The organism is Nocardioides humi, from assembly GCF_006494775.1.
In the GTDB taxonomy this organism is placed as follows: domain Bacteria; phylum Actinomycetota; class Actinomycetes; order Propionibacteriales; family Nocardioidaceae; genus Nocardioides; species Nocardioides humi.
The window spans coordinates 5,358,489-5,377,435 of the sequence record NZ_CP041146.1; the positions used below are offsets into that span (position 1 = coordinate 5,358,489).

At 71.6% G+C, this 18,947-nt stretch carries 15 protein-coding genes and 1 pseudogene; 7 read left to right on the plus strand and 9 right to left on the minus strand.

Going from position 1 to position 18,947, the window contains the following annotated elements:
* The first annotated feature begins 48 nt into the window (after positions 1-48).
* The 5 genes from FIV44_RS25850 to FIV44_RS25870 all read left to right on the plus strand — a co-directional run bounded on the left by FIV44_RS25850 (position 49) and on the right by FIV44_RS25870 (position 8,159).
* Positions 49-1,710 (plus strand): ABC transporter ATP-binding protein, encoded by a 1,662-nt coding sequence (locus FIV44_RS25850; RefSeq protein ID WP_219996178.1) that lies wholly within the window; start codon positions 49-51, stop codon positions 1,708-1,710.
* Positions 1,707-3,500: an ABC transporter ATP-binding protein gene (locus FIV44_RS25855; RefSeq protein WP_141006958.1), complete on the plus strand. Its 1,794-nt coding sequence runs from the start codon at positions 1,707-1,709 to the stop codon at positions 3,498-3,500. The genes FIV44_RS25850 and FIV44_RS25855 overlap by 4 nt, the downstream gene beginning before the upstream one ends.
* Positions 3,501-3,530: 30 nt before the next feature.
* The gene (gene leuS, locus FIV44_RS25860) at positions 3,531-5,963 is read left to right on the plus strand and encodes a leucine--tRNA ligase (protein WP_141006959.1); all 2,433 of its coding nucleotides are present in this window, start codon (positions 3,531-3,533) and stop codon (positions 5,961-5,963) included.
* Between the two features lie 46 nt (positions 5,964-6,009).
* Positions 6,010-6,879, plus strand: coding sequence for a DegV family protein (locus FIV44_RS25865; protein ID WP_141006960.1), 870 nt, complete (start codon positions 6,010-6,012; stop codon positions 6,877-6,879).
* A 218-nt stretch (positions 6,880-7,097) separates the two neighbouring features.
* Positions 7,098-8,159 carry a helix-hairpin-helix domain-containing protein gene (locus FIV44_RS25870; protein ID WP_141006961.1) on the plus strand — a complete coding sequence of 354 codons (1,062 nt, stop codon included), beginning with the start codon at positions 7,098-7,100 and terminating at the stop codon, positions 8,157-8,159.
* 31 nt (positions 8,160-8,190) lie between these two features.
* Here FIV44_RS25870 and FIV44_RS25875 read toward each other — a convergent pair whose 3' ends face one another.
* The gene (locus FIV44_RS25875) at positions 8,191-9,228 is read right to left on the minus strand and encodes an HPP family protein (protein ID WP_141006962.1); all 1,038 of its coding nucleotides are present in this window, start codon (positions 9,226-9,228) and stop codon (positions 8,191-8,193) included.
* Positions 9,229-9,621: 393 nt separating this feature from the next.
* Between FIV44_RS25875 and FIV44_RS32705 the strand changes: the two are divergent.
* Positions 9,622-11,177 (plus strand): annotated as a pseudogene (locus FIV44_RS32705) (ComEC/Rec2 family competence protein).
* Here the strand turns inward: FIV44_RS32705 and FIV44_RS25890 are convergent.
* From FIV44_RS25890 to FIV44_RS25900, 3 genes are all read right to left on the minus strand, one after another.
* Positions 11,098-11,769 carry a recombinase family protein gene (locus FIV44_RS25890; protein ID WP_141006965.1) on the minus strand — a complete coding sequence of 224 codons (672 nt, stop codon included), beginning with the start codon at positions 11,767-11,769 and terminating at the stop codon, positions 11,098-11,100. The pseudogene FIV44_RS32705 and the gene FIV44_RS25890 sit on opposite strands and share 80 nt — an antisense overlap.
* A gap of 499 nt (positions 11,770-12,268) precedes the next feature.
* Positions 12,269-12,475, minus strand: coding sequence for a hypothetical protein (locus FIV44_RS25895; protein WP_141006966.1), 207 nt, complete (start codon positions 12,473-12,475; stop codon positions 12,269-12,271).
* Positions 12,472-12,810 carry a hypothetical protein gene (locus FIV44_RS25900; RefSeq protein WP_141006967.1) on the minus strand — a complete coding sequence of 113 codons (339 nt, stop codon included), beginning with the start codon at positions 12,808-12,810 and terminating at the stop codon, positions 12,472-12,474. The genes FIV44_RS25895 and FIV44_RS25900 overlap by 4 nt, the downstream gene beginning before the upstream one ends.
* 191 nt (positions 12,811-13,001) lie before the next feature.
* Here FIV44_RS25900 and FIV44_RS25905 point away from each other — a divergent pair, with 191 nt between their 5' ends.
* Positions 13,002-14,093 carry a tyrosine-type recombinase/integrase gene (locus tag FIV44_RS25905; protein ID WP_246087071.1) on the plus strand — a complete coding sequence of 364 codons (1,092 nt, stop codon included), beginning with the start codon at positions 13,002-13,004 and terminating at the stop codon, positions 14,091-14,093.
* A 282-nt stretch (positions 14,094-14,375) separates the two neighbouring features.
* On the opposite strand, the gene FIV44_RS25910 is transcribed toward FIV44_RS25905, so the two are convergent.
* From FIV44_RS25910 to FIV44_RS25930, 5 genes are all read right to left on the minus strand, one after another.
* A complete protein-coding gene (locus FIV44_RS25910; protein ID WP_219996179.1) occupies positions 14,376-14,723 on the minus strand; it encodes a minor capsid protein in 348 nt (115 codons plus the stop codon).
* Between the two features lie 21 nt (positions 14,724-14,744).
* Entirely contained in the window at positions 14,745-17,627 is a 2,883-nt protein-coding gene (locus FIV44_RS25915; RefSeq protein WP_484213900.1) for a phage tail tape measure protein, read from the minus strand.
* Positions 17,628-17,629: 2 nt separating this feature from the next.
* The gene (locus FIV44_RS25920; RefSeq protein WP_141006970.1) at positions 17,630-17,899 is read right to left on the minus strand and encodes a hypothetical protein; all 270 of its coding nucleotides are present in this window, start codon (positions 17,897-17,899) and stop codon (positions 17,630-17,632) included.
* A 112-nt stretch (positions 17,900-18,011) separates the two neighbouring features.
* Complete coding sequence (locus FIV44_RS25925) at positions 18,012-18,608, minus strand: hypothetical protein (RefSeq protein ID WP_141006971.1); 597 nt, start codon at positions 18,606-18,608, stop codon at positions 18,012-18,014.
* A gap of 46 nt (positions 18,609-18,654) precedes the next feature.
* Positions 18,655-18,933 carry a hypothetical protein gene (locus FIV44_RS25930; protein ID WP_141006972.1) on the minus strand — a complete coding sequence of 93 codons (279 nt, stop codon included), beginning with the start codon at positions 18,931-18,933 and terminating at the stop codon, positions 18,655-18,657.
* Between the last annotated feature and the right edge of the window lie 14 nt (positions 18,934-18,947).

Here is an 18,947-nt window from a genome sequence, read left to right on the forward strand (position 1 = left end):
GCGCCGGATCCTGCGTCCCCGCGCCGGCCTCGCCGCGGGGCGGTGCTGATGATGGTCGTCGCCGCGGCGGCCGGGATCGCCGTGCCGGTCGTGATCGGCCGGGTCGTCGACGAGGTGCTCGCGCCGGGCGCCGGCGGCGGCTCGCTGACCGGCCCGGTGCTCCTCCTGGTCGCGCTCGCCGCGCTGGCGGGCGCCGCCGGCCTCGCCGCCGAGCTGCTCATCGCCCGGGTCGGCGAGCCCGCCGTCGCGGAGCTGCGCGAGGAGGTGCTCGAGCACGCCCTCCACCTGGAGTACGGCGTCGTGGAGGACTCCGGCACCGGCGACCTCCTCGCCCGGGTCAGCCAGGACGTGCGCGCCCTGGCCGACGTCGTCCGGGCGGTGCTCAGCCGGTTCGGCGGCGCCGCGATCACCCTCGCGCTGAGCCTGGTCGGGCTGGCCGTCGTCGACTACCGGTTCGCGCTGGCCGCGCTGCTCGCCGTGCCGATCCAGGTGTGGGCGACCCGCGGCTACCTGCGCCTCGCCGGCCCCACCTACCGCTCCCTCTCGCGCGCCGAGGGCGCCGAGGTCCAGCAGATCCTCGAGTCGGTCCAGGCCAGCGGCACGGTCCGCGCCCTCGGCCTCGGGGAGCGCCACCGCGACGCCGTGCTGCGCCGCGCCCTGGTGACCCGCGGGCTGCGGCTGGACGCCGTCCGGATGCGGACGGTCTTCTTCCAGCGCCTCAACCTCGCCGAGTACGTCGGCACCGGCGCCATCCTCGCGGTCGGCGGGTGGCTCGTGGCCCGCGACGCCGTGACCGCCGGCGCGGCGACCGCGGCGGCGTTGATGTTCATCCGGCTCTTCAACCCGATCAACATCGTGCTCGCGCTGCTGGAGGACGTGCAGGCCGCGGCGGCCGGCCTCGGCCGCCTGGTCGGCGTCCTGGAGTCGCCGCGGCGCGAGGTGCCGCCCGGGGAGGTGGCCGTCGCCGACCGCTCGGTCGCGTTCGCCTCCGTCGGCTTCGGCTACCACGCCGACCACCCGGTGCTGCACGACCTCTCGCTCGAGGTCGCGCCGGGGGAGCGGCTGGCGGTCGTCGGCGCGAGTGGCGCGGGCAAGAGCACCCTGGGCGCGCTGGCCACCGGCCTGCGGCTCCCCACGACGGGCAGCGTCCGCCTCGGCGGCATCGCCACCAGCGAGCTGGCGCCCGAGGCGCTGCGCCACACCGCCGCGCTGGTGACCCAGGACGTCCACCTCTTCCGCGGCACCCTGCGCGAGGACCTGCTCCTGGCCGCGCCCGACGCGAGCGAGGACGACCTCGCCGCGGCGCTCGACCTGGTCGGCGCGTCGGGATGGGTCGCGGGCCTGCCCGACGGGACGGACACCGCCATCGGCGCGGGCGGGCACCCGCTCACCGCGCTCCAGGCCCAGGAGGTCGCGCTCGCCCGGCTGGTGCTGGCCGACCCGCCTGTCGTCGTACTCGACGAGGCGACGGCGGAGGCCGGCAGCGCCGGCGCGCGCCAGCTGGAGGAGGCGATCGAGCGCGCCACCGCCGGCCGGACGACGATCATCGTCGCCCACCGGCTCAGCCAGGCCGCGCGCTGCGACCGGATCGCGGTGATGGAGCACGGCCGGCTGGTCGAGCTCGGCACCCCCGAGGAGCTGATGGCCGCGGGCGGCGTCTACGCCCGCCTGTGGGCCGCGTGGGCGCGAGGCTCCGGGGAGCCCGGATGAGCGCGGTGAGCGAGGCGGCCGTCGTGCGACGACCGCTGGCGGCGCTGTGGGAGCGCTACCGGCGCTACCGTGGCCGGTTCGTGCTGGCGATCGTGATGTCGACGGTCAACAAGGTCGCCGACGTCGTCCCGGAGCTGCTCATCGGGGCCGCGGTCGACGTCGTCGTCCGCGGCTCGGGGTCCTTCGTCGCCGACCTGCTCGGCGTCGAGTCCCGCTACGCCCAGCTGGCCTGGCTGGCGGCCATCAACCTCGCGGTCTGGGTGATCGAGTCCGCCTCGGAGTACGTCGCCGCCGTGCTCTGGCGCGGCCTGGCCCAGGGCATCGAGCACGACCTGCGGGTCGAGGCCTACGACCATGCCCAGCACCTGCACCTCGGCTGGCACGAGTCGCGGACCGCCGGCGCGACCCTCGCGACCCTCAACGACGACGTCAACCAGCTGGAGCGGATGCTCGACATCGGCATCCCCGCGATCCTGCAGACCGCCCTCAACGTGCTGCTCGTCGGGATCGTCTTCGCCGTCGCCTCCTGGCAGCTGCTGCTCTACGCCTTCCTGCCCATCCCGGTCATCATCGCCGGCTCACTGGTGTTCCAGCGCCGGCTCGAGCCGCTGTACGACGACGTCCGGGAGAAGGTCAGCGACCTCTCCGGCGCGCTGAGCGCCAACCTGGCGGGCATCGCGACGATCAAGTCGTTCACCGCCGAGGAGCGGGAGCGGGACCGGATCGAGGAGGTCTCCTCGGCCTACCGCGACACGAACCTGCGGGCGATCCGCTCCTCGGCCGCCTTCGTGCCGCTGGTGCGGATGGCGATCCTGGCCGGCTTCACCTGCACCCTGCTGCTCGGCGGCTGGGCCACCCTCGACGGCGACCTCGAGCTCGGCCTCTACTCGGTCCTGGTGTTCATGACCCAGCGGCTGCTGTGGCCGATGACCGACGTCGCCGAGGTCCTCGACCTCTACCAGCGCGGGCGGGCCTCGACCGCGCGCATCCTGGCGCTGCTGGCCGAGCCGGTGACCGTGCCGGCCGGCACCCGCGCGCTGGCGCGGCCGGTCCGGGGCCGGGTCGAGCTGCGTTCCGTCCGCGCCGGGTACGCCGACGGGCCGGACGTGCTGCACGACCTGGACCTCGTCGTGCCCGCCGGGGAGACGCACGCGATCGTCGGCCCCACCGGAGCGGGCAAGTCCTCCCTCCTGCGGCTGGTGCTGCGCTTCGACGACCCGCGCTCGGGGGCGGTGCTGCTCGACGGCACCGACGTACGCGACCTCGACTGGGACTCGCTGCGCGGCTCGGTCGGGTACGTCGCCCAGGACGTCTACCTCTTCTCCGGGACGATCGCGGACAACATCGCCTACGGCCGCCCCGACGCCAGCCGCGAGCAGGTGGTCGCCGCGGCCGAGGGGGCGGCCGTCTCGTCGTACGTCGAGAGCCTCGAGGACGGCTACGACACCTGGGTCGGCGAGCGCGGCGTCACCCTCTCCGGCGGCCAGCGGCAGCGGATCGCGCTGGCGCGCGCCCTGCTGCGCGAGCCGGCCCTGCTGGTGCTCGACGAGGCCACCAGCGCGGTCGACAACGAGACCGAGGCGGCGATCCAGAGGTCGCTGAGGGTCGCCGGCGAGAGGTGCACGACGCTCGTCGTCGCCCACCGGCTCTCGACGGTACGGCACGCCCACCGGATCTGGGTCCTCGACGACGGGCGCGTCAGCGAGGCCGGCACCCACGACGAGCTGGTCGCCCTCGGCGGTGCGTACGCCGCGCTGTGGAGCGTCCAGACGGGTGAGGGCGTCGCCTGACCGGCCGACGGCGGGAACTATCCTTCGACCGTGAGTGAATCTGACGTCCACTACGACGCGCACGCCGTCGAGGAGAAGTGGCTCCCCGTCTGGGAGTCGCTCGACCCGTTCCGGGCCGACGACGACGCCGTCACCTCGGGCGAGCGGGAGAAGCGCTACGCGCTGACGATGTTCCCCTACCCGAGCGGCGACCTGCACATGGGTCACGCCGAGGTCTTCGCCCTCCACGACGTCATCGCCCGCTACTGGCGGCTGCGCGGCTACGAGGTCCTCAACCCGATGGGCTGGGACTCCTTCGGCCTGCCCGCCGAGAACGCCGCCATCCGCAACGACGAGCACCCGGCGACGTACACCTACGCCAACATCGAGACCCAGTACGCCTCGATGAAGCGCTACGGCGTCAGCTTCGACTGGTCGCGCCGGCTGCACACCTCGGACCCCGAGTACTACAAGTGGACCCAGTGGCTGTTCCTGAGGTTCCGGGAGCGCGGCCTGGCCTACCGCAAGAACTCAGCCGTCAACTGGTGCCCCAACGACCAGACCGTGCTGGCCAACGAGCAGGTGCTGGCCGACGGGACCTGCGAGCGCTGCGGCGCCGAGGTCACCAAGCGCGAGCTGACCCAGTGGTACTTCCGCACCACCGCGTACGCCCAGGAGCTGTACGACTGCCTGGACGAGCTGCAGGCCACCTGGATCGGCAAGGTCGTCAACGCCCAGCGCAACTGGATCGGCCGCTCCGAGGGCGCCCACGTCACCTTCGACGTGGAGGGCCACGACCCGATCACGGTCTTCACGACACGTCCCGACACGCTCGTCGGGGCGACCTTCATGGTCGTCGCCGCCGACGCCGACCTGGCGCAGCAGCTGGTCGCGCCCGAGCGCGCGCAGGCGCTGGACGACTACCTCACCGAGGTCCGCAAGTCGTCCGACATCGACCGCCTGGCGACCGACCGGCCCAAGACCGGCATCGACCTGGGCGTCACCGCCACCAACCCGCTGACCGGCGAGCAGATCCCGGTCTGGGCGGCCGACTACGTGCTGGCCGACTACGGCACCGGCGCGATCATGGCGGTGCCCGCGCACGACGACCGCGACCGCGAGTTCGCCGAGAGGTTCGGCCTCCCCATCGTCCCCGTCTACACGGAGACCGACGAGGAGGGCGCGCAGCCCTACGACAAGGCCGCCGAGGTGTCGAAGGCGATCGCCGCGCTCGAGGCCGACGGCCACGGACAGGGCACGGTCAACTTCCGACTGCGCGACTGGCTGCTGTCGCGGCAGCGCTACTGGGGCGCGCCGATCCCGATCGTCCACTGCCCGTCCTGCGGCGAGGTCGCCGTCCCCGAGGACCAGCTGCCCGTCGAGCTGCCCGAGCTGCGCGGCGCCGACCTGAAGCCGAAGGGCACCTCGCCGCTGGGCGCCGCCCGCGAGTGGGTCGAGGTCGCCTGCCCCGCGTGCGGCGGTCCGGCCGAGCGCGACACCGACACCATGGACACCTTCGTCGACTCGTCCTGGTACTTCTTCCGCTACCTCTCGCCGCGCGACGACACCCAGGCCTTCGACCCGGCGCTGGCCAACGCCTGGGGGCCGATCGACCTGTACGTCGGCGGCGCGGAGCATGCCGTGCTGCACCTGCTGTACGCGCGCTTCTTCACCAAGGTGCTGCGCGACATGGGCCTGATCGACTGGGACGAGCCGTTCTCGGCGTACCTCTCCCAGGGCACGGTCATCAACGACGGCCACAAGATGAGCAAGTCGCTGGGCAACGGCGTCAACCTCGGCGAGCAGCTGGAGAGGTACGGCGTCGACGCGGTGCGGCTGACCCTGGTCTTCGCGAGCCCGCCGGAGGACGACATCGACTGGGCCGACGTCTCGCCGTCCGGCTCGGTCCGGTTCCTGCAGCGGGCCTGGCGGCTGGCGGGCGACGTGACGTCGGCGCCCGGTATCGACTTCTCCGGTGGGGATGTCGCGTTGCGCAAGGTCACCCACAGGACGATCAGCGAGGCACAGCACCTTCTCGAGTCATATCGGTTCAATGTCGTGGTCGCGCGGATGATGGAGCTCGTCAACGCCACCCGCAAGGCGATCGACGGCCCGTTGGGACAGGGGGGCTGCGGGCCCGACGACCCCGCCGTCCGCGAGGCGGCCGAGACGGTCGCGATCCTGCTGTCGCTGGTCGCGCCCTACACCGCCGAGGAGATGTGGGAGCGGCTGGGCCACGCGCCGACCGTCGCCGCCGTGTCCTGGCCGGTCGTCGAGCCGGAGCTGCTGGTCGAGGACGCCGTCACCGCCGTCGTGCAGATCCAGGGGAAGGTGCGCGGCCGACTGGAGGTCGCGCCGGACATCAGCGAGGCGGACCTGGAGTCCGCCGCCCTCGCCGACCCGGCGGTCGTCAAGGCCATCGACGGCCGCGAGGTCCGCAAGGTCATCGTCCGGGCGCCCAAGCTCGTCAACATCGTCGTCTGAGTCCGAACCGTCAGCGATCGGGCCCCGAGGCGCTAGCCTCAGCGACATGTCGATCGTCGTGGTCACCGACTCCACCTCGACCGTCCCGGCGGAGGTCGCGGAGTCCAGCGGGGTCCACGTGGTCCCGCTGCAGGTGGTCATCGACGACGACGTCTACGACGAGGGCGCCGAGGAGGTCACCCCCGAGCGGCTCGCCGTCGCGCTGAGGGAGAAGCGCGCCGTCAGCACCTCGCGGCCCGCCCCCGCGGTCTTCGCCGACCTGTACGCCCGGCTGGCCGAGGAGGGCGCGAGCGAGATCGTCTCGATCCACCTCTCCGCCGAGGTGAGCGGCACCTTCGAGTCGGCCCTCGTCGGCTCCCGCCAGGCGCCGGTGCCGGTGACCTGCGTCGACACCCGGCAGGTCGGGGTCGCCACGGGGTACGCCGTCGAGTCGGCCCTCGACGTGATCGGGGCCGGCGGCACGGCGGCCGAGGCGGCCGAGGCCGCGCGCTCGCGGGCGGCGGAGGCCACGTCGCTGTTCTACGTCAACACCCTCGAGTACCTCCGCCGCGGCGGCCGGGTCGGCGCGGCCGCCGCCGTCTTCGGCGGCGCGCTCGCGGTCAAGCCGCTGCTCGGCATCGTCGACGGCGTGATCTCGCCGCGGGCCAAGGTCCGCACGGCCGCCAAGGCCATCGCCCGGCTGGAGGCGTTGGCGCTGGAGGCGGCGGGGGAGCGCTCGGTCGAGGTGTGCGTCGCGCACCTGGCCGCCGAGGAGCGGGCGGCGGCGATGGCCGCGCGGCTGGCCGAGGAGCTCGGCGAGCGGCTGGTGCCGGCCTGCTCCGGGGAGCCGGTGCGGTGCGTCGAGCTCGGCGGCGTGCTCGGCGCGCACGTCGGTCCGGGCATGCTCGCGATCTGCGTCGCGCCGGCGCTGCCCTGAAGGGCCCGACACGCTGCCGGCCACCGCGGTCGAGGTCATGGTGGTGCGCGGTCCGTCGGCGGCCGCGTGGCAGTGGCTCTCGCCGCTTCGCTCCCTCTGGCCCCAGGATTCACAAGGGGCGACCTCGTTCGTCCACAGGGCCGGGTCGGGTGGCCGGTCCTCCACAGGCCGCGCCGGCGCCGGGGCGGAGGGTCGCCCGGAGTCCTTAGCGTGCCGCCATGTCCGTACGACGCCCCGCTGCCCGCCCCGACCCGCCCGGTGCCGACGCCGCCGCGCGCCGACTGGCGCTGATCGCGGCCGACCTCGGCGTCACGGCGCCCACGGTGCCGGCCGCCACCGCGCCCGCGCTGTCCTCCGTGTCCTCGGGGCCTTCGGTGTCGTCGGCGCCGTCGGTCCGGGGGCCCGAGGGCGCGGCCGAGCCGTGGTGGGCCGACCACACCCGGGTGGCCGCTGCGGTGGACGAGGCGGCCTCGCCGGTCACGCCGGAGCCGGTGCCTCCCGAGCGCGCCCGCTCCGAGCCTGCGCCTGAGGTGGGGGAGAGGGCTCCCGCCCTGCCCCGGCCGGGGCGCCACGCCGCCCGCGGGCGACGCGAGCGACCGGACGCCCGCGTCGTGCTCGCGCCCCTCGCCGACCGTCTGCCGGCCCTCGGCACGGCACAGGTCGCGGTCGTCGCCATCGCCGTCGCGCTGGGGCTCGCGGTGACCACCTGGTGGGTGCTGCGCGACCGGACCCAGCCGCTCGCGCCGGTCGCCGCGGAGCCGACCGCGCCGCTGGTCGCGGCCACCGGCGCCGACCCCGCGCCCGCGGCCGGCGAGGCGTCGGCGCCGGCCACGACGACGGAGACCGTCACCGTGGACGTCGCGGGCAAGGTGCGGCGTCCCGGCATCGTCGTACTGGAGACGGGGGCGCGGGTCACCGACGCGCTCGAGGCCGCCGGCGGTCCACGCAAGGGCGTCGACCTGACCTCGCTCAACCTGGCCCGCGTGCTCGTCGACGGCGAGCAGATCGTGGTCGGCGCCCCGGCGTCGGCGGCGGCGCCGTCCGGGACGTCGGGCGCCGGCGGTGCCGGTGCAGGTGCGCCCGGCGGTGCGCTGGTCAACCTCAACACCGCCGGCCAGGCGGAGCTCGAGTCGCTGCCCCAGGTCGGTCCGGTGACCGCGCAGGCGATCATCGCCTGGCGCGAGGCCCACGGCGGGTTCACCCGCGTCGACGAGCTGCTCGAGGTCGACGGGATCGGCGCGAAGACCCTGCAGCGGCTGACCCCGCACGTGACGGTGTGAGGGGGCGGAGATGACGCGACCGGGAGTCGGATCAGGGGGCGCCGAGCAGGGCCCGGTGCAGCACGGCGATCAGCTCGCCGCGGGTGATCATGCCGACCAGCCGGGCGTCGTCGTCGACCACCGGGACGTTCTTGTACCCCTCGGTGGTCATGATCGGCACCAGGTCCGCGACGGGGGTGTCGGCGGGGATGGTGGTGACGTCGGGCCGCATGATCGAGTCGACCGACTCCAGCTCGACGATGTCGCGGGTGAACAGGTCGATGATCGACACGACGCCGATCACGTGCCGCCCGTCGTCGACGACCGGCAGCGTCTTGACCTGGCGCTGCACGAGGAGGGTCCGGGCGCGGTAGATCGACTCGAACGGGTGCACGACCGCCACGTCGGGGTTCATGATCCGGGAGACGGGGATCGAGCCCAGCCGCCGGTCCAGGGCGTGGGTCTCGGCGTCCCGCACGATCGAGACGATGTCGGCCGGCAGGACGTCGAGCCGGTCGGCGAGGCGCTTCATCGCCTCCTCGACGTCGGGGGTGGTGATGCCCAGCGCGGCGGCCGCGGGCGAGGCGGCGGCGGGAGCCGCGGGGCGGTGCGGGTACCTCCGCCCGCTGAGGTTGTTGACCGCGACCGCGACGAGCAGCAGCACGACCGTGTTCACCGCGACCGGGGTGAGCACGAACAGCGCCCCCTGCTCGTGGATGGCCGGGGTCGCGGTCGCGGTCAGGAGGGCGCAGGCGCCGCCGGGCGGGTGGAGGCAGCCGAGCAGCATCATCACGCCGATGGCCGCGCCCACGCCCACGGCCGCCGCGAGCAGCAAGTCGTCGACCAGCCAGTGCGCCCCCAGGCCGATCGCCGTGGAGATGACGTTGCCGCCGAGCACCGGCCACGGCTGGGCGAGCGGACTGGCCGGGACCGCGAACAGCAGCACCGCGCACGCTCCCATCGGGGCCACGATGAACGGCAGGAGCTCGGGACCGCCGGGGACGGCGCGCGCCGTCGCGCCGGCGACGGCGATCCCGACCAGGGCGCCGAGCGCCCCGCGGGCGAGCTCGGGGGAGCTGTAGCGGTTCACCCCCGGAACTCTAGGAGTCCGCTGGACGATCTCGCCTGCTCCACGCCGCGACGCACGCACGCTGGCGGCGTTGCCGCGCCGTCGCACGCGCCTCGCGACGTTCGCGACGGCGACACCGACCAGCACACTCCTCGACGACCCGGCCCCGACCTGCGGATGCCCCTCCTGGGCGCGGCCGCCTGGCTGGGCGCCATCGCCACCCAGCGCTCCGGCACGGCCGCGTACGCCGGCCTCGCGGTCGCCGCCGGCCTCGTCTGGCTCCTCGGCCCGCGGCTGCCGCCCGGGCGGACCCGGCTGCTGCTCGCCGCCCTGCTGATCGCGGCCGCGGCCGTCACCGGCGCCGTCCTGCGCCACGACGCGGTGCGGGGCTCGCCCCTCCGCGACTTCGCGGCGATGCGGGCCACGGCCGAGGTCGTGGGGACGGTGGTGTCCGATCCCCGGGCCATCCAGGGGCGGTCCGGGCCGCAGGCGGTGCTCCGGCTCCGCGTGCGGGAGGTGACCGCCCGCGACCGGCACCTGCGCACCGGCGGGACGGTCGTCGTCATCGGCGTCCCCGGCTGGAACCGGGCGGAGCTGGGCGAGCGCGTGCTGGCCCGAGGACGCCTGACCGTGTCCGACGACCCCGGTACGGCGGCGCTGCTCACGGGCGCCCGCGACCCGGTCCGGATCCGCGGCCCCGACCCGTGGTGGCGCGCCTCGGCGGTGGTCCGCGCCTCGATCCGCCGCGCCGTCGCGCACCGCCCGCCGGAGCAGGCGGGCCTGGTGCCCGCGCTGGTCGACGGCGACGACGCCGGGCTGCCGCCGGACATCAAGCAGGACTTCCGGACCACCGGGCTGACCCATCTCACGGCGGTGAGCGGCACCAACCTGACCCTGGTCGTGGGCTCGCTGCTGCTGGTCGCGCGGGCGGTCGGAGTCCGGCGGCGCTGGCTGGCCGTGGTCGGCCTGGCCGGGATCGCCGGGTTCATCCTGCTCGCCCGCACCGAGCCCAGCGTGCTCCGGGCGGCGGTGATGGGCACGGTCGGCCTGTTCGCGTTCGGCCCGGACGGCCGTCGCCGCGGCCTGCGCGCCCTCGGGTGGCCGTGGCCGGCCTGGTGCTGGTCCAGCCGGACCTCGCGGTCGCGGCGGGGTTCGCGCTGTCGGTGCTCGCCACCGCCGGGATCGTGCTGCTCGGGCCGCCGCTGAGCCGGGCGCTGGCCCGCTGGCTGCCGGGCGGGGCGGCCGAGGCGGTCGCGGTCCCGACGGCGGCCCAGCTCGCCTGCACGCCCGTGATCGCGGGCCTGTCGGGCGAGGTGAGCCTGGTGGCGATCGGCGCCAACCTGCTGGCCGGGCCGGCGGTCGCGCCGGCCACCGTCCTCGGGCTCGTCGGCGGGCTGGTCGGCCTGGTGTGGCCGTGGGCCGGCCGGCTGTGCGGGACGGTCGCGGGATGGAGCGTCGGCTGGATCGTCGCCGTCGCCCGCCATGCGGCCGCCCTGCCCGGCGCCGCGATCGGGTGGGGGAGCAGCGCGCCGGCGATCGGCCTGCTGAGCCTGCTGTGTGTGCTGCTGGCCGTGGCACTGCCGCGGCTGGTCCGGCACCGCACGGTCGGGGCGGCCCTGCTCGCGCTGGTGGTCCTGGTCGTGCTGGGCGTGCCCGGCCGGCTGTGGTCGGCCCTGGTCGCGGGCGACTGGCCGCCGCCGGGCTGGGTGCTGGTCGCCTGCGACGTCGGCCAGGGCGACGCACTGGCGCTGGCAGTCGGGAGACGGGCCGCAGTGGTCGTCGACGCCGGCCCCGACCCACGCGCGGTCGACGGCTGCCTGGACCGGCTCGGCGTCGAGCGGGTGCCGCTGGTGGTGCTCAGTCACAACCTCCCAAGGTGTACAAGCCGCACTACGTCAAGCGCGCTGCCCGCTGTGACTCGGCGGCACGTTTCACCGTCGTCGCGTACCACCTACCGCCGTTCGAGGTAGGCACCCCCTCGTCGTTCAGGTCGTCCGCGATGCGCCCGAACGACGCTCCCGCCGCACGCGCAGCGAGGATCCTTCGCAGAGTTGCCTCCGAGTGCTGGACATGAGTTCCCAGTTCGACCCCTTGTGCCTTGAGCTGAGCGAGCGCTTCACGGGTTCGGAGGCTAGTCAGGTCGCGCTCGACCTCCGCGAACGCGGCTTGGACAGCACGCGCCATCTTGGAGAACGGGTTGGCGGGATCCACCTCAGGCATGTTGAGCACGACAAGTTGCCACCCCTGACGGTCGGCCAGCTCGACCGCCTGCAGAAAGTCCAGGAGGGAGCGTGAGACTCGATCCACCTTGGTAGCCACTAGCACGGTGGCAGGGTCGTTCTTGTCGGCCAAGCGCCGGAGTGCCTCTTGGTAGCCGGGCCGGCGAGTGTGCTTTGCGGTCAGTCCCTCGTCGGGGACAATCTCGAGTTGCCATCCGCGGGCTTGCGCCTCGCGCTCGAGTTGGTCCCGCTGTGCGTCGAGACCCAAGCGACTGTCGGCCTGCTCGGCGGTCGAGACGCGTACGTACCCGAGGGCAAGTGGAGAACCTGCCGGTGTGCTCATTGGGTCCGCCCAGTGGCTCCGTGCGCGCACGGAGCCTTACGCGCGAGGTGGGCGGCGGCGCTGGCTAGGGTTCTTTGCATGGTCCTGCGTCCTCCAGAGACGTGGTTCCTAGGCCGTAGTCGGTGTTGGCGCACCAGCTGCGGCCGATCTGTCTTTCGGTACTAGTGACGCTGACGAGCGTTACCGCTACGCGACTGACGTTGCCGTTATGCGGCCTCGGCGTGTTCGGTTCGGGTGTGCGCCTCCAGTCGGCGCCAGGCCTTGCGCGCGTTGCGACGGGTGACACTGTTCGGCGGATGCCCCATCGGCCTGCCGACGTGCCAGCAAGAGCAGTGGGGGCAGAGGTAGACGAGCCACTGCCGGCGCCCTGTCCGCGAGAGCCATGTCAGCGCTGCGTCCTCGGTCGAATAGGTCCGTTTCCGTTGGCACACGTACCACCGCAACAGGTCATCCCCCGAGGGCATCGGGGTGCGTCCTGGCCGCGGTTCGACGGCGGCCGTCATTCGCCCTGAGGACCGTTGGTTAGGAACTCTTCCACCTGATCCACGGTCAGCCCGGGGCCGGCCACCACCTCGTCACCGCGGACGATGGTGAACGTCCCGAAGTCCAGTGCGCGAGGGTCGCGGCGGGGCGACTTGTTGAGCCGCAGCCCCTGGCGGTCGGCCATCCGTCGCAGGCGGTTCTCTCGCACCTTCTCGGCCGTCACGCGGCGGCCTGGAGGTAGGCGGGGGTGCCGGCGTACTTGCGGCCACGGCGAGCGCTGGGAAGGTGGGCGACCGTCGCGTCGGGCTGGCACTCGCTGTCCGGCTTGCTGGTGGCTCGAGCCGGCTCGGGGCCGACAGTGGCGAGGATGGCAAGCGCGAGCCGGCGTGCCTCGCCCTCGGTCATGCAGCAGTCGCGGGCCGCGGTGTCGCTGTTCGGTTCCATCGCCAGGAGGTAGATGCCGCCGCGGGTCTGGACGACCTCCACGGTGGTGTTGTTCTCGTCGCTGAGCGTTGCCGGGATCAGGGCCACCGGCTCCCACGTGTCGTTGTTGTTCATGGGTGGAACGCTACGCCCGGTGATGCTGGAAGATCAACCCCAAAGCGATGCTTAAAGCAATGTTTGGAGACATGCTCGAACCTGCGCGCGTAGCGGTATAGCTCTACGCATTAGGTACGCGAAGCCCTCTATAGACACCCCACAAGACGCCGCAATAGCGTCACAGCATGAGCGCCGACGAACCCCTAGAAATGCCCGACAGGAGGCGAGCCGAGCACTCCACCCTGACCCCAGAGCAGAGGCGCGCGCGGTCCCGGAAAGCGGCCTTGAAGCGCGGTGCCGATCGTGCGCCACGGCCGCCGGAGAGGTCGCCGTCCACCCGTCGCCCAACGGGCCATAGCGCGATCACTTCGAGGGCCGTCGCTCGCGCGCACAACGGCACTCCTGTGGCGGATGCTTTCGGACTCGCAGATTCCTGGTCGTTCACCCTGACCGCCGAACGCAAGTCACCCCGCACCATCGAGGCGTACATGCTCACCGTCGATCTGTTCGCGCGGTGGATGCTCACCCAAGGCCACGCAGTGGATGACGTGCGCGACGTGACGCCCGAGCTGGTGCGCGGCTGGTTCGCCCACCTCGCCGCCACCCGCAGCGCAGAGACCTGCCGAACCCGCTACGTCGCCCTCCGACAGTTCGTGAAGTGGTGCCTAGCCGAGGGCGAATTCTCGCACAACCCGATGGCCAACATCGTCCAGCCGACCAGCGTGCCGAAGACGACGGCGCCACTTGCCACCGCGGACCTGGCCAAGCTCATCAACGACTGTGCCGGCCGCGACTTCGCATCCGTGCGGGACCGCGCCATCTTCATGACGTTCGCGGACACCGGGGCCCGGCTTAGCGGGGTGGCGGACATGAGGGTGTCGCAGTTGGACCTGCGTGAGCGCACCGGCTGCGTCATCCTCAAGGGCGGCCGTGAGCTGACGGTGCCGTTCGGGGTGAAGACCGCTGCCGCGCTCGACCGCTACATCAGAGCGCGGCGACGGATGGCGTATGAGGGTATGGACTGGTTGTGGCTCAGCTCGACCAACAAGGGCCGGCTCACCAAGAACGGCATCTATCAGATGATGCGCCGCCGAGCCGATCGCCTCGGGATCTACCTGCATCCGCACCTGTTCCGGCACAGCTTCGCTCACGTGTGGCTCGAAGGCGGCGGAACCGAGGGGGACCTGATGGCGTTGCTTGGGTGGTCGTCGCGGCAAATGGTCGATCGGTACGCGGCAGCGACGCGTGCTCAGAGGGCCCGGAAGGCGTACCAGTCTCGAGCGCCGATGGACACTCTCTGACTGCTCGCCTGCGCCTCCCTGCGCGGCCGGCAGCTCGTCACGGGGACGGAGAGGCCTGGAACGACAGAAACGCCCCACAGTGCGCCGTTATGGCAGCCCTGTGGGGCGTTTCTGCGGGGTGAGGTCACGTCGGCCGCTGGAGTCGGTCTACGTCGGCGTGTACCGCTTCCGCGCAGCTCCAGAGGTCCGGGTACCGGCGGGCAATACTTGCGGCCGACTCACCACCATCCGCAGCGCGTTCAAGGATCCGCAGCCGCACCGCATCCAGTCCGGGGAGCGCGGTCACGAACCCAGCTCCTTGCTGATCGCAGTGGCGATGATCTTGCCGACAGTCTGACGCTCAGCGGCCAGCGTGTTCTCCAGCCACTTCGCCTGACCCTTCCCGTGATGGTTGAGAGTCATGTCCTCGTGCTGCTTCACGGCGTACGGCGTGTCGTAGGAGACGACCCCGCGGACACCCTTCGCCGTCGGTCCCACGACCGTGGCGCCAGAACGCTCCAGGGTGCCCTCGTCGTGCGGCACGTGCTTGTTCGCCTCGCTGAGGACGTGTTCGACGGCGAGCGTCACTCCCTTCGTGGCGCCCTCGCGGACGCCACGAAGGGCCTTGCTCACGTCGATCTTGACGACCACTCTTGCTCTATTCGCCAAGGATCAACCCCCAGTCCGGACCAACAGGCCCAATCGCTCAGCCAGCACCGAGGACGACTCACCCGGCTGCTGATACACAGCACCGATCAACGGAGCAGCCCGCGGCGTAGGCGTCGCACCAAGCTGGCTCTTGTCCTTCTTGGACTTGCCGTTGCCGCCCTGACTCTGACCCTGAGGCTTCACCGACCCCGACACGTCCACCGCGACCTTGAGCGCCTTCGACAACGCCGCAGCCATCTGTGTACCGATCTGTGTAGCCACCGACTCCAGGTACGCCGCCTGCGACGCCAGACCGTTGGCGGTGCCCTGCGCCATGTCCACGCCAGCCTGATACAGATGCTTGGACGACTCGCTAGCCAACGCAGCCGAAGCGGTCTTGATCTTCCCCTGCAGATCACCGATCGCGGCAATGGACTCGTCGTCCTTCACCAGTGCGTCAGCGATCGCGCCGGCCCGGTCCACGCCGTCCTCCAGCATCTGCTGGTACGAGTCGTCGTCCAGGCCCTTCGCGAGCAGGGTCTGCATGTTCTCGCGGAACCTCTCGATAGCGTCGTACCGAGCCTGCAGCCCGGCCACAATGCCCTTGGCGTCGGCCGCGCCCTCAGCCGCCGCAGACAGCGACGCGTACGAAACCGACGAGTCGTAGACGTTGGCGTAGAAGTCGTCCCGCAGCTTGATCGCTGCTTCCAGTTCCCCGGTCGCCTTCTCGATCTTCGCCGCAACCTCAGACCGCTGAGCAGCGATCTTGAGGCCCTTCTGGTACTGGGCCTTGACAGCCTGCTCGACACGCGCCAAGCGCTTCTTGCCCAGCTTGTCCGTCACGTCCCGCAGCAGCTTCTTGAGGTTCGGCACCTCGTCGTTGATCCCGTCGATCAGGCCGCGCAGGATGAGGCGGCCGTTCTTCCGGAGGATCTTCTTGTCCGTGGACGGCGGGCCCTTCCACGAGGTCAGCTTGCCCGTGATTTCCTTGAGCTTGCCCTTGAGAGCACCGATCTTGTCGGTGATCCCGTCGATCAGGCCGCCGATGATCTTCCGGCCGGCGTCGCGCAGGATCGAGCCCAGGTCACCCAGGGCGCCGAGGATCTTGCCCGGGATCCCGTTCACGAAATTCAGCAGCGCCTGCGCCTTCTGGCGGGCAGAGTCCCGCATGGCGCCGAACCAGCCGGCGACCTTCCCGGGCAGCGCGGCCAGGCCGCCGATAGCGCCCTTGACGCCGTTGATACCAGCCGACACAGCCGACTTGATCGCAGACCAGACCTTGCCCGTAACAGACTTGATCTTGTCCCAGTGCTTGATGATCAGCCCGGGCCCGGTGAAGTTGAGGAAGATGTTCTTGAGGAACCCGAACGCCTTCACCACGGCGTCCTTGACCGCTCCGAAAGCGGTCACGGTGGCGGACTTGATCGCCTCCCAGGCGCTGATCACGATCGCCCGGAACGTGTCCGACTTTTTCCAGGCGATCACGAGCCCAGCCACGAGGCCCGCAAGGGCGAGAACTACCCAAGTGATCGGATTGGCCAACAGAGACGAGTTGAGCGCCCACTGAACGGCCGTCCACACCTTGGTGGCAGCGCTGATCAGCTGCGTCTGCATCAGCCACTTAGCCATGCCGCCGGCAGCAGAGACAGCCATCACCGCTGAATGAGCCGCCGTCACAGCCGTCAAGGCGCCGATCACCGACGCGAGGACGATCGCGACCGTCTTATGCTCCTGGAGGAACCCAGTCACCGACTGGACAGCCGACCCCGCGGTCTCCAGTGCCGGGCCCAGCGAGGTGGACAGAGAGCCCGTCCAGTCCTCCAGGACAGGCAGCACCTTGCCGCCCACCAGATCAACCAGCCCGGTCTGGATGCCACGCGTGAACTTCTTGAGGTTCGTAGACGCGTTGCCGCCCATGGTGTCGCTCATGCGGGACGTGGCGCCCTGCCAGTCCTTCATCCCCTTGCCGCCCGTCTTGAGCGACTTGAGGAACTTCGGAATGTCCTTGGTTCCCAGATCCTCGAGCGGGGTCCCGAACAGCGCCAGAGCGGCCTGCGACTGCGCCGCGGGGTCCTTCACGGACACCAGCGCGGACACAACCTTGTCGAACGCCCCCGCCGCCCGGTCGCCACCGGCCAGGAGGTCCACGCCCACCTTGTCCGCGTCCAGGCCCACAGCCTTGAGCGCGTCCGTGGTCGCCGTGGAGCCATCCGTGGCGCGGATGGTGAACTCCTTGATTGCATCGCCCATCTTGTCGATGCCGTACATGCCCTTGCCGGCCGACTGAGTGAGCAGCGCCATCGCCTGCGGACCCTTGATGCCCAGCTGGCTGAAAAACTGCCCATACTCGTCTGCGGCGTCCAGCACATCCTCACGGAGCTGGACCGGGACCTTGGACATCGCCTTAGCCAGCATGTCCATCGCGGACACGCCGTCCTTGGCCAGCCCGTTCGACATCATGTTGCCGGCGACCTGGCTCGCCCGCACCACGTCCACCTCCATGGCGGACGACAGCGCCAGCGCGGCCTCAGTGGTCTTCCGCAGCTCGCCCTCAGAGGCGTTCCGCATGCCCTTGATCGAGGACATGACCGCCTCCACGGCGGAGTCAACCTCCGCAGCCGAGTCGCCCCAGGCGTCCGCGAACAACTGCCCCGACACCTTGCCGGCGCGGGCCGCTGCCTCTTCGGTGAGGTCGAGAGCCGCCACCACCCGGTCCCGGGAGGGCTCCATGTTGATGGCGCCCACAACCCCCGCTGCCAACGCGCCTCCGGCCGTGGCGCCCACGACAGCAAGAGTCTTACCCCACGCGCCGCCCTTGTTCTTGAAGAACCCATCGAGCCAGCCGGCGGCCTTCTCGGCGGGACCAGTCTCAAGGTCCACGTACCCGAGCAGGCCACCAATGGACATGGTCACGGCGTCCCCTTCCCGAGGCTGTCAAGCTCAGCGATCGCCTGCGCTCGGATCGCTTCGGGCGCGTGACTGGCGAACAGGCACGTAGCGGCCACCATCTGCTCAAGCAGACGCGCGAGATCCGGCCCGTCGGCCGTCGCGGCGTACGCGTTCAGCAGACGACCCGCCGCAGCAGCGTCACCCCGTGCGCCGGCCTGCACGATGCGCGCCGCAGTGGAGCGGGCATCATGCGAGACCTTGGGACGGGGGAGCTTTCTTCGGTTACTCATCGCATTCCCCCTGCGGCTTCGTTCGTTCGCGAGGCCCCACGGAGTCGGGCGGCCTGGATCCCGATGAACTTGACGGTCGCCATGAAGCCGTTGGGGATCAGCTCGAGCCAGGTCACAGACGCACCCGGTCGTCTGCCGGAAGCGTCTTCATCGCGTCCTGCAGCACCTTCCGGAGAGACGCCTCCAGCGTGGCGCTGGTACTCCGCTCCAGGTGCCACACGGTGGCGTCGTCTACGCGGGCCACCAACGTGGAGCCGGACCTGCCGAAGAACGAAAGCCCTTCCAGGTCTTCGCCCCACGGCGGGACCTGGAGGTCGTTCGCGCGTCTCGCCAGCGCCGTCGCCTGCTCGTCGTACGCGCGGACGGCGGTCAGGTACTTCGTGAACGCCCCGGCGATGGTCTTGGCCGCCGCCTTGGCCGCCGTACTGCCCTCCCTCAGTGGATCAGTGGGAGCCACGGCCGCCACGTCCTGATGCAGCGCCTGAGCAGCCAGGGAGCGCGCCTCTCGCGCCTCCCGGGCCTCTCTGCGCCGCTTGCCCTCAGCCTGGAGCCTGAGGAAGTCGCAGCGGGATCGGGCCTCGGTGATCTGCTCGTGCGTGATCTGGTCGTCACCGTCCAGCACCCGCTGCTCCAGCTGGTATGCGTGGGCCTCCAGGTCGTGGGCCCGCTGCTCCAGCGCGGCGGCAGTCGTCTTCTTGTCGGTCGTCATGATGCTCAATTCGGTAGTCGTCGTTGTCTGATGCGCCGGGCGGCGCTTAGAGGTGCCCAGCGCCGCGGGACTCGATGCGCGCCAGGGCAGTCAGCCGATCCGCCTCACGGCTCAGGCGCTCGTACTGCTCCGGATAGTCCGACAGCAGGTAGGCAAGCTCCTGCCGAGTGAGCCTCGCGAAGTGCGCGCCAGTGAGGTCCGAGCCGTCACCGATCAGCTCAACCATGCCCAGCACGGCAGTAGCTCGCTGCCTGGACTCGTGGCTGGCATACGGGTTGTCGAGCGTGGCCTGTGCCGCTCTCGCGGTGCCGTTGTCGAGGGTCATGCAGCGGTCCTTTC

Excerpts from the sequence above, each read along its gene's own strand:
- FIV44_RS25850 (WP_219996178.1), top strand. The coding sequence starts at position 49 with ATGATGGTCGTCGCCGCGGCGGCCGGGATCGCCGTGCCGGTCGTGATC.
- FIV44_RS25855 (WP_141006958.1), top strand. The coding sequence starts at position 1,707 with ATGAGCGCGGTGAGCGAGGCGGCCGTCGTGCGACGACCGCTGGCGGCG.
- FIV44_RS25865 (WP_141006960.1), top strand. The coding sequence starts at position 6,010 with ATGTCGATCGTCGTGGTCACCGACTCCACCTCGACCGTCCCGGCGGAG.
- FIV44_RS25870 (WP_141006961.1), top strand. The coding sequence starts at position 7,098 with ATGTCCGTACGACGCCCCGCTGCCCGCCCCGACCCGCCCGGTGCCGAC.
- FIV44_RS25890 (WP_141006965.1), bottom strand. The coding sequence starts at position 11,769 with ATGAGCACACCGGCAGGTTCTCCACTTGCCCTCGGGTACGTACGCGTC.
- FIV44_RS25900 (WP_141006967.1), bottom strand. The coding sequence starts at position 12,810 with ATGAACAACAACGACACGTGGGAGCCGGTGGCCCTGATCCCGGCAACG.
- FIV44_RS25905 (WP_246087071.1), top strand. The coding sequence starts at position 13,002 with ATGCCCGACAGGAGGCGAGCCGAGCACTCCACCCTGACCCCAGAGCAG.
- FIV44_RS25915 (WP_484213900.1), bottom strand. The coding sequence starts at position 17,627 with ATGTCCATTGGTGGCCTGCTCGGGTACGTGGACCTTGAGACTGGTCCC.
- FIV44_RS25920 (WP_141006970.1), bottom strand. The coding sequence starts at position 17,899 with ATGAGTAACCGAAGAAAGCTCCCCCGTCCCAAGGTCTCGCATGATGCC.
- FIV44_RS25925 (WP_141006971.1), bottom strand. The coding sequence starts at position 18,608 with ATGACGACCGACAAGAAGACGACTGCCGCCGCGCTGGAGCAGCGGGCC.
- FIV44_RS25930 (WP_141006972.1), bottom strand. The coding sequence starts at position 18,933 with ATGACCCTCGACAACGGCACCGCGAGAGCGGCACAGGCCACGCTCGAC.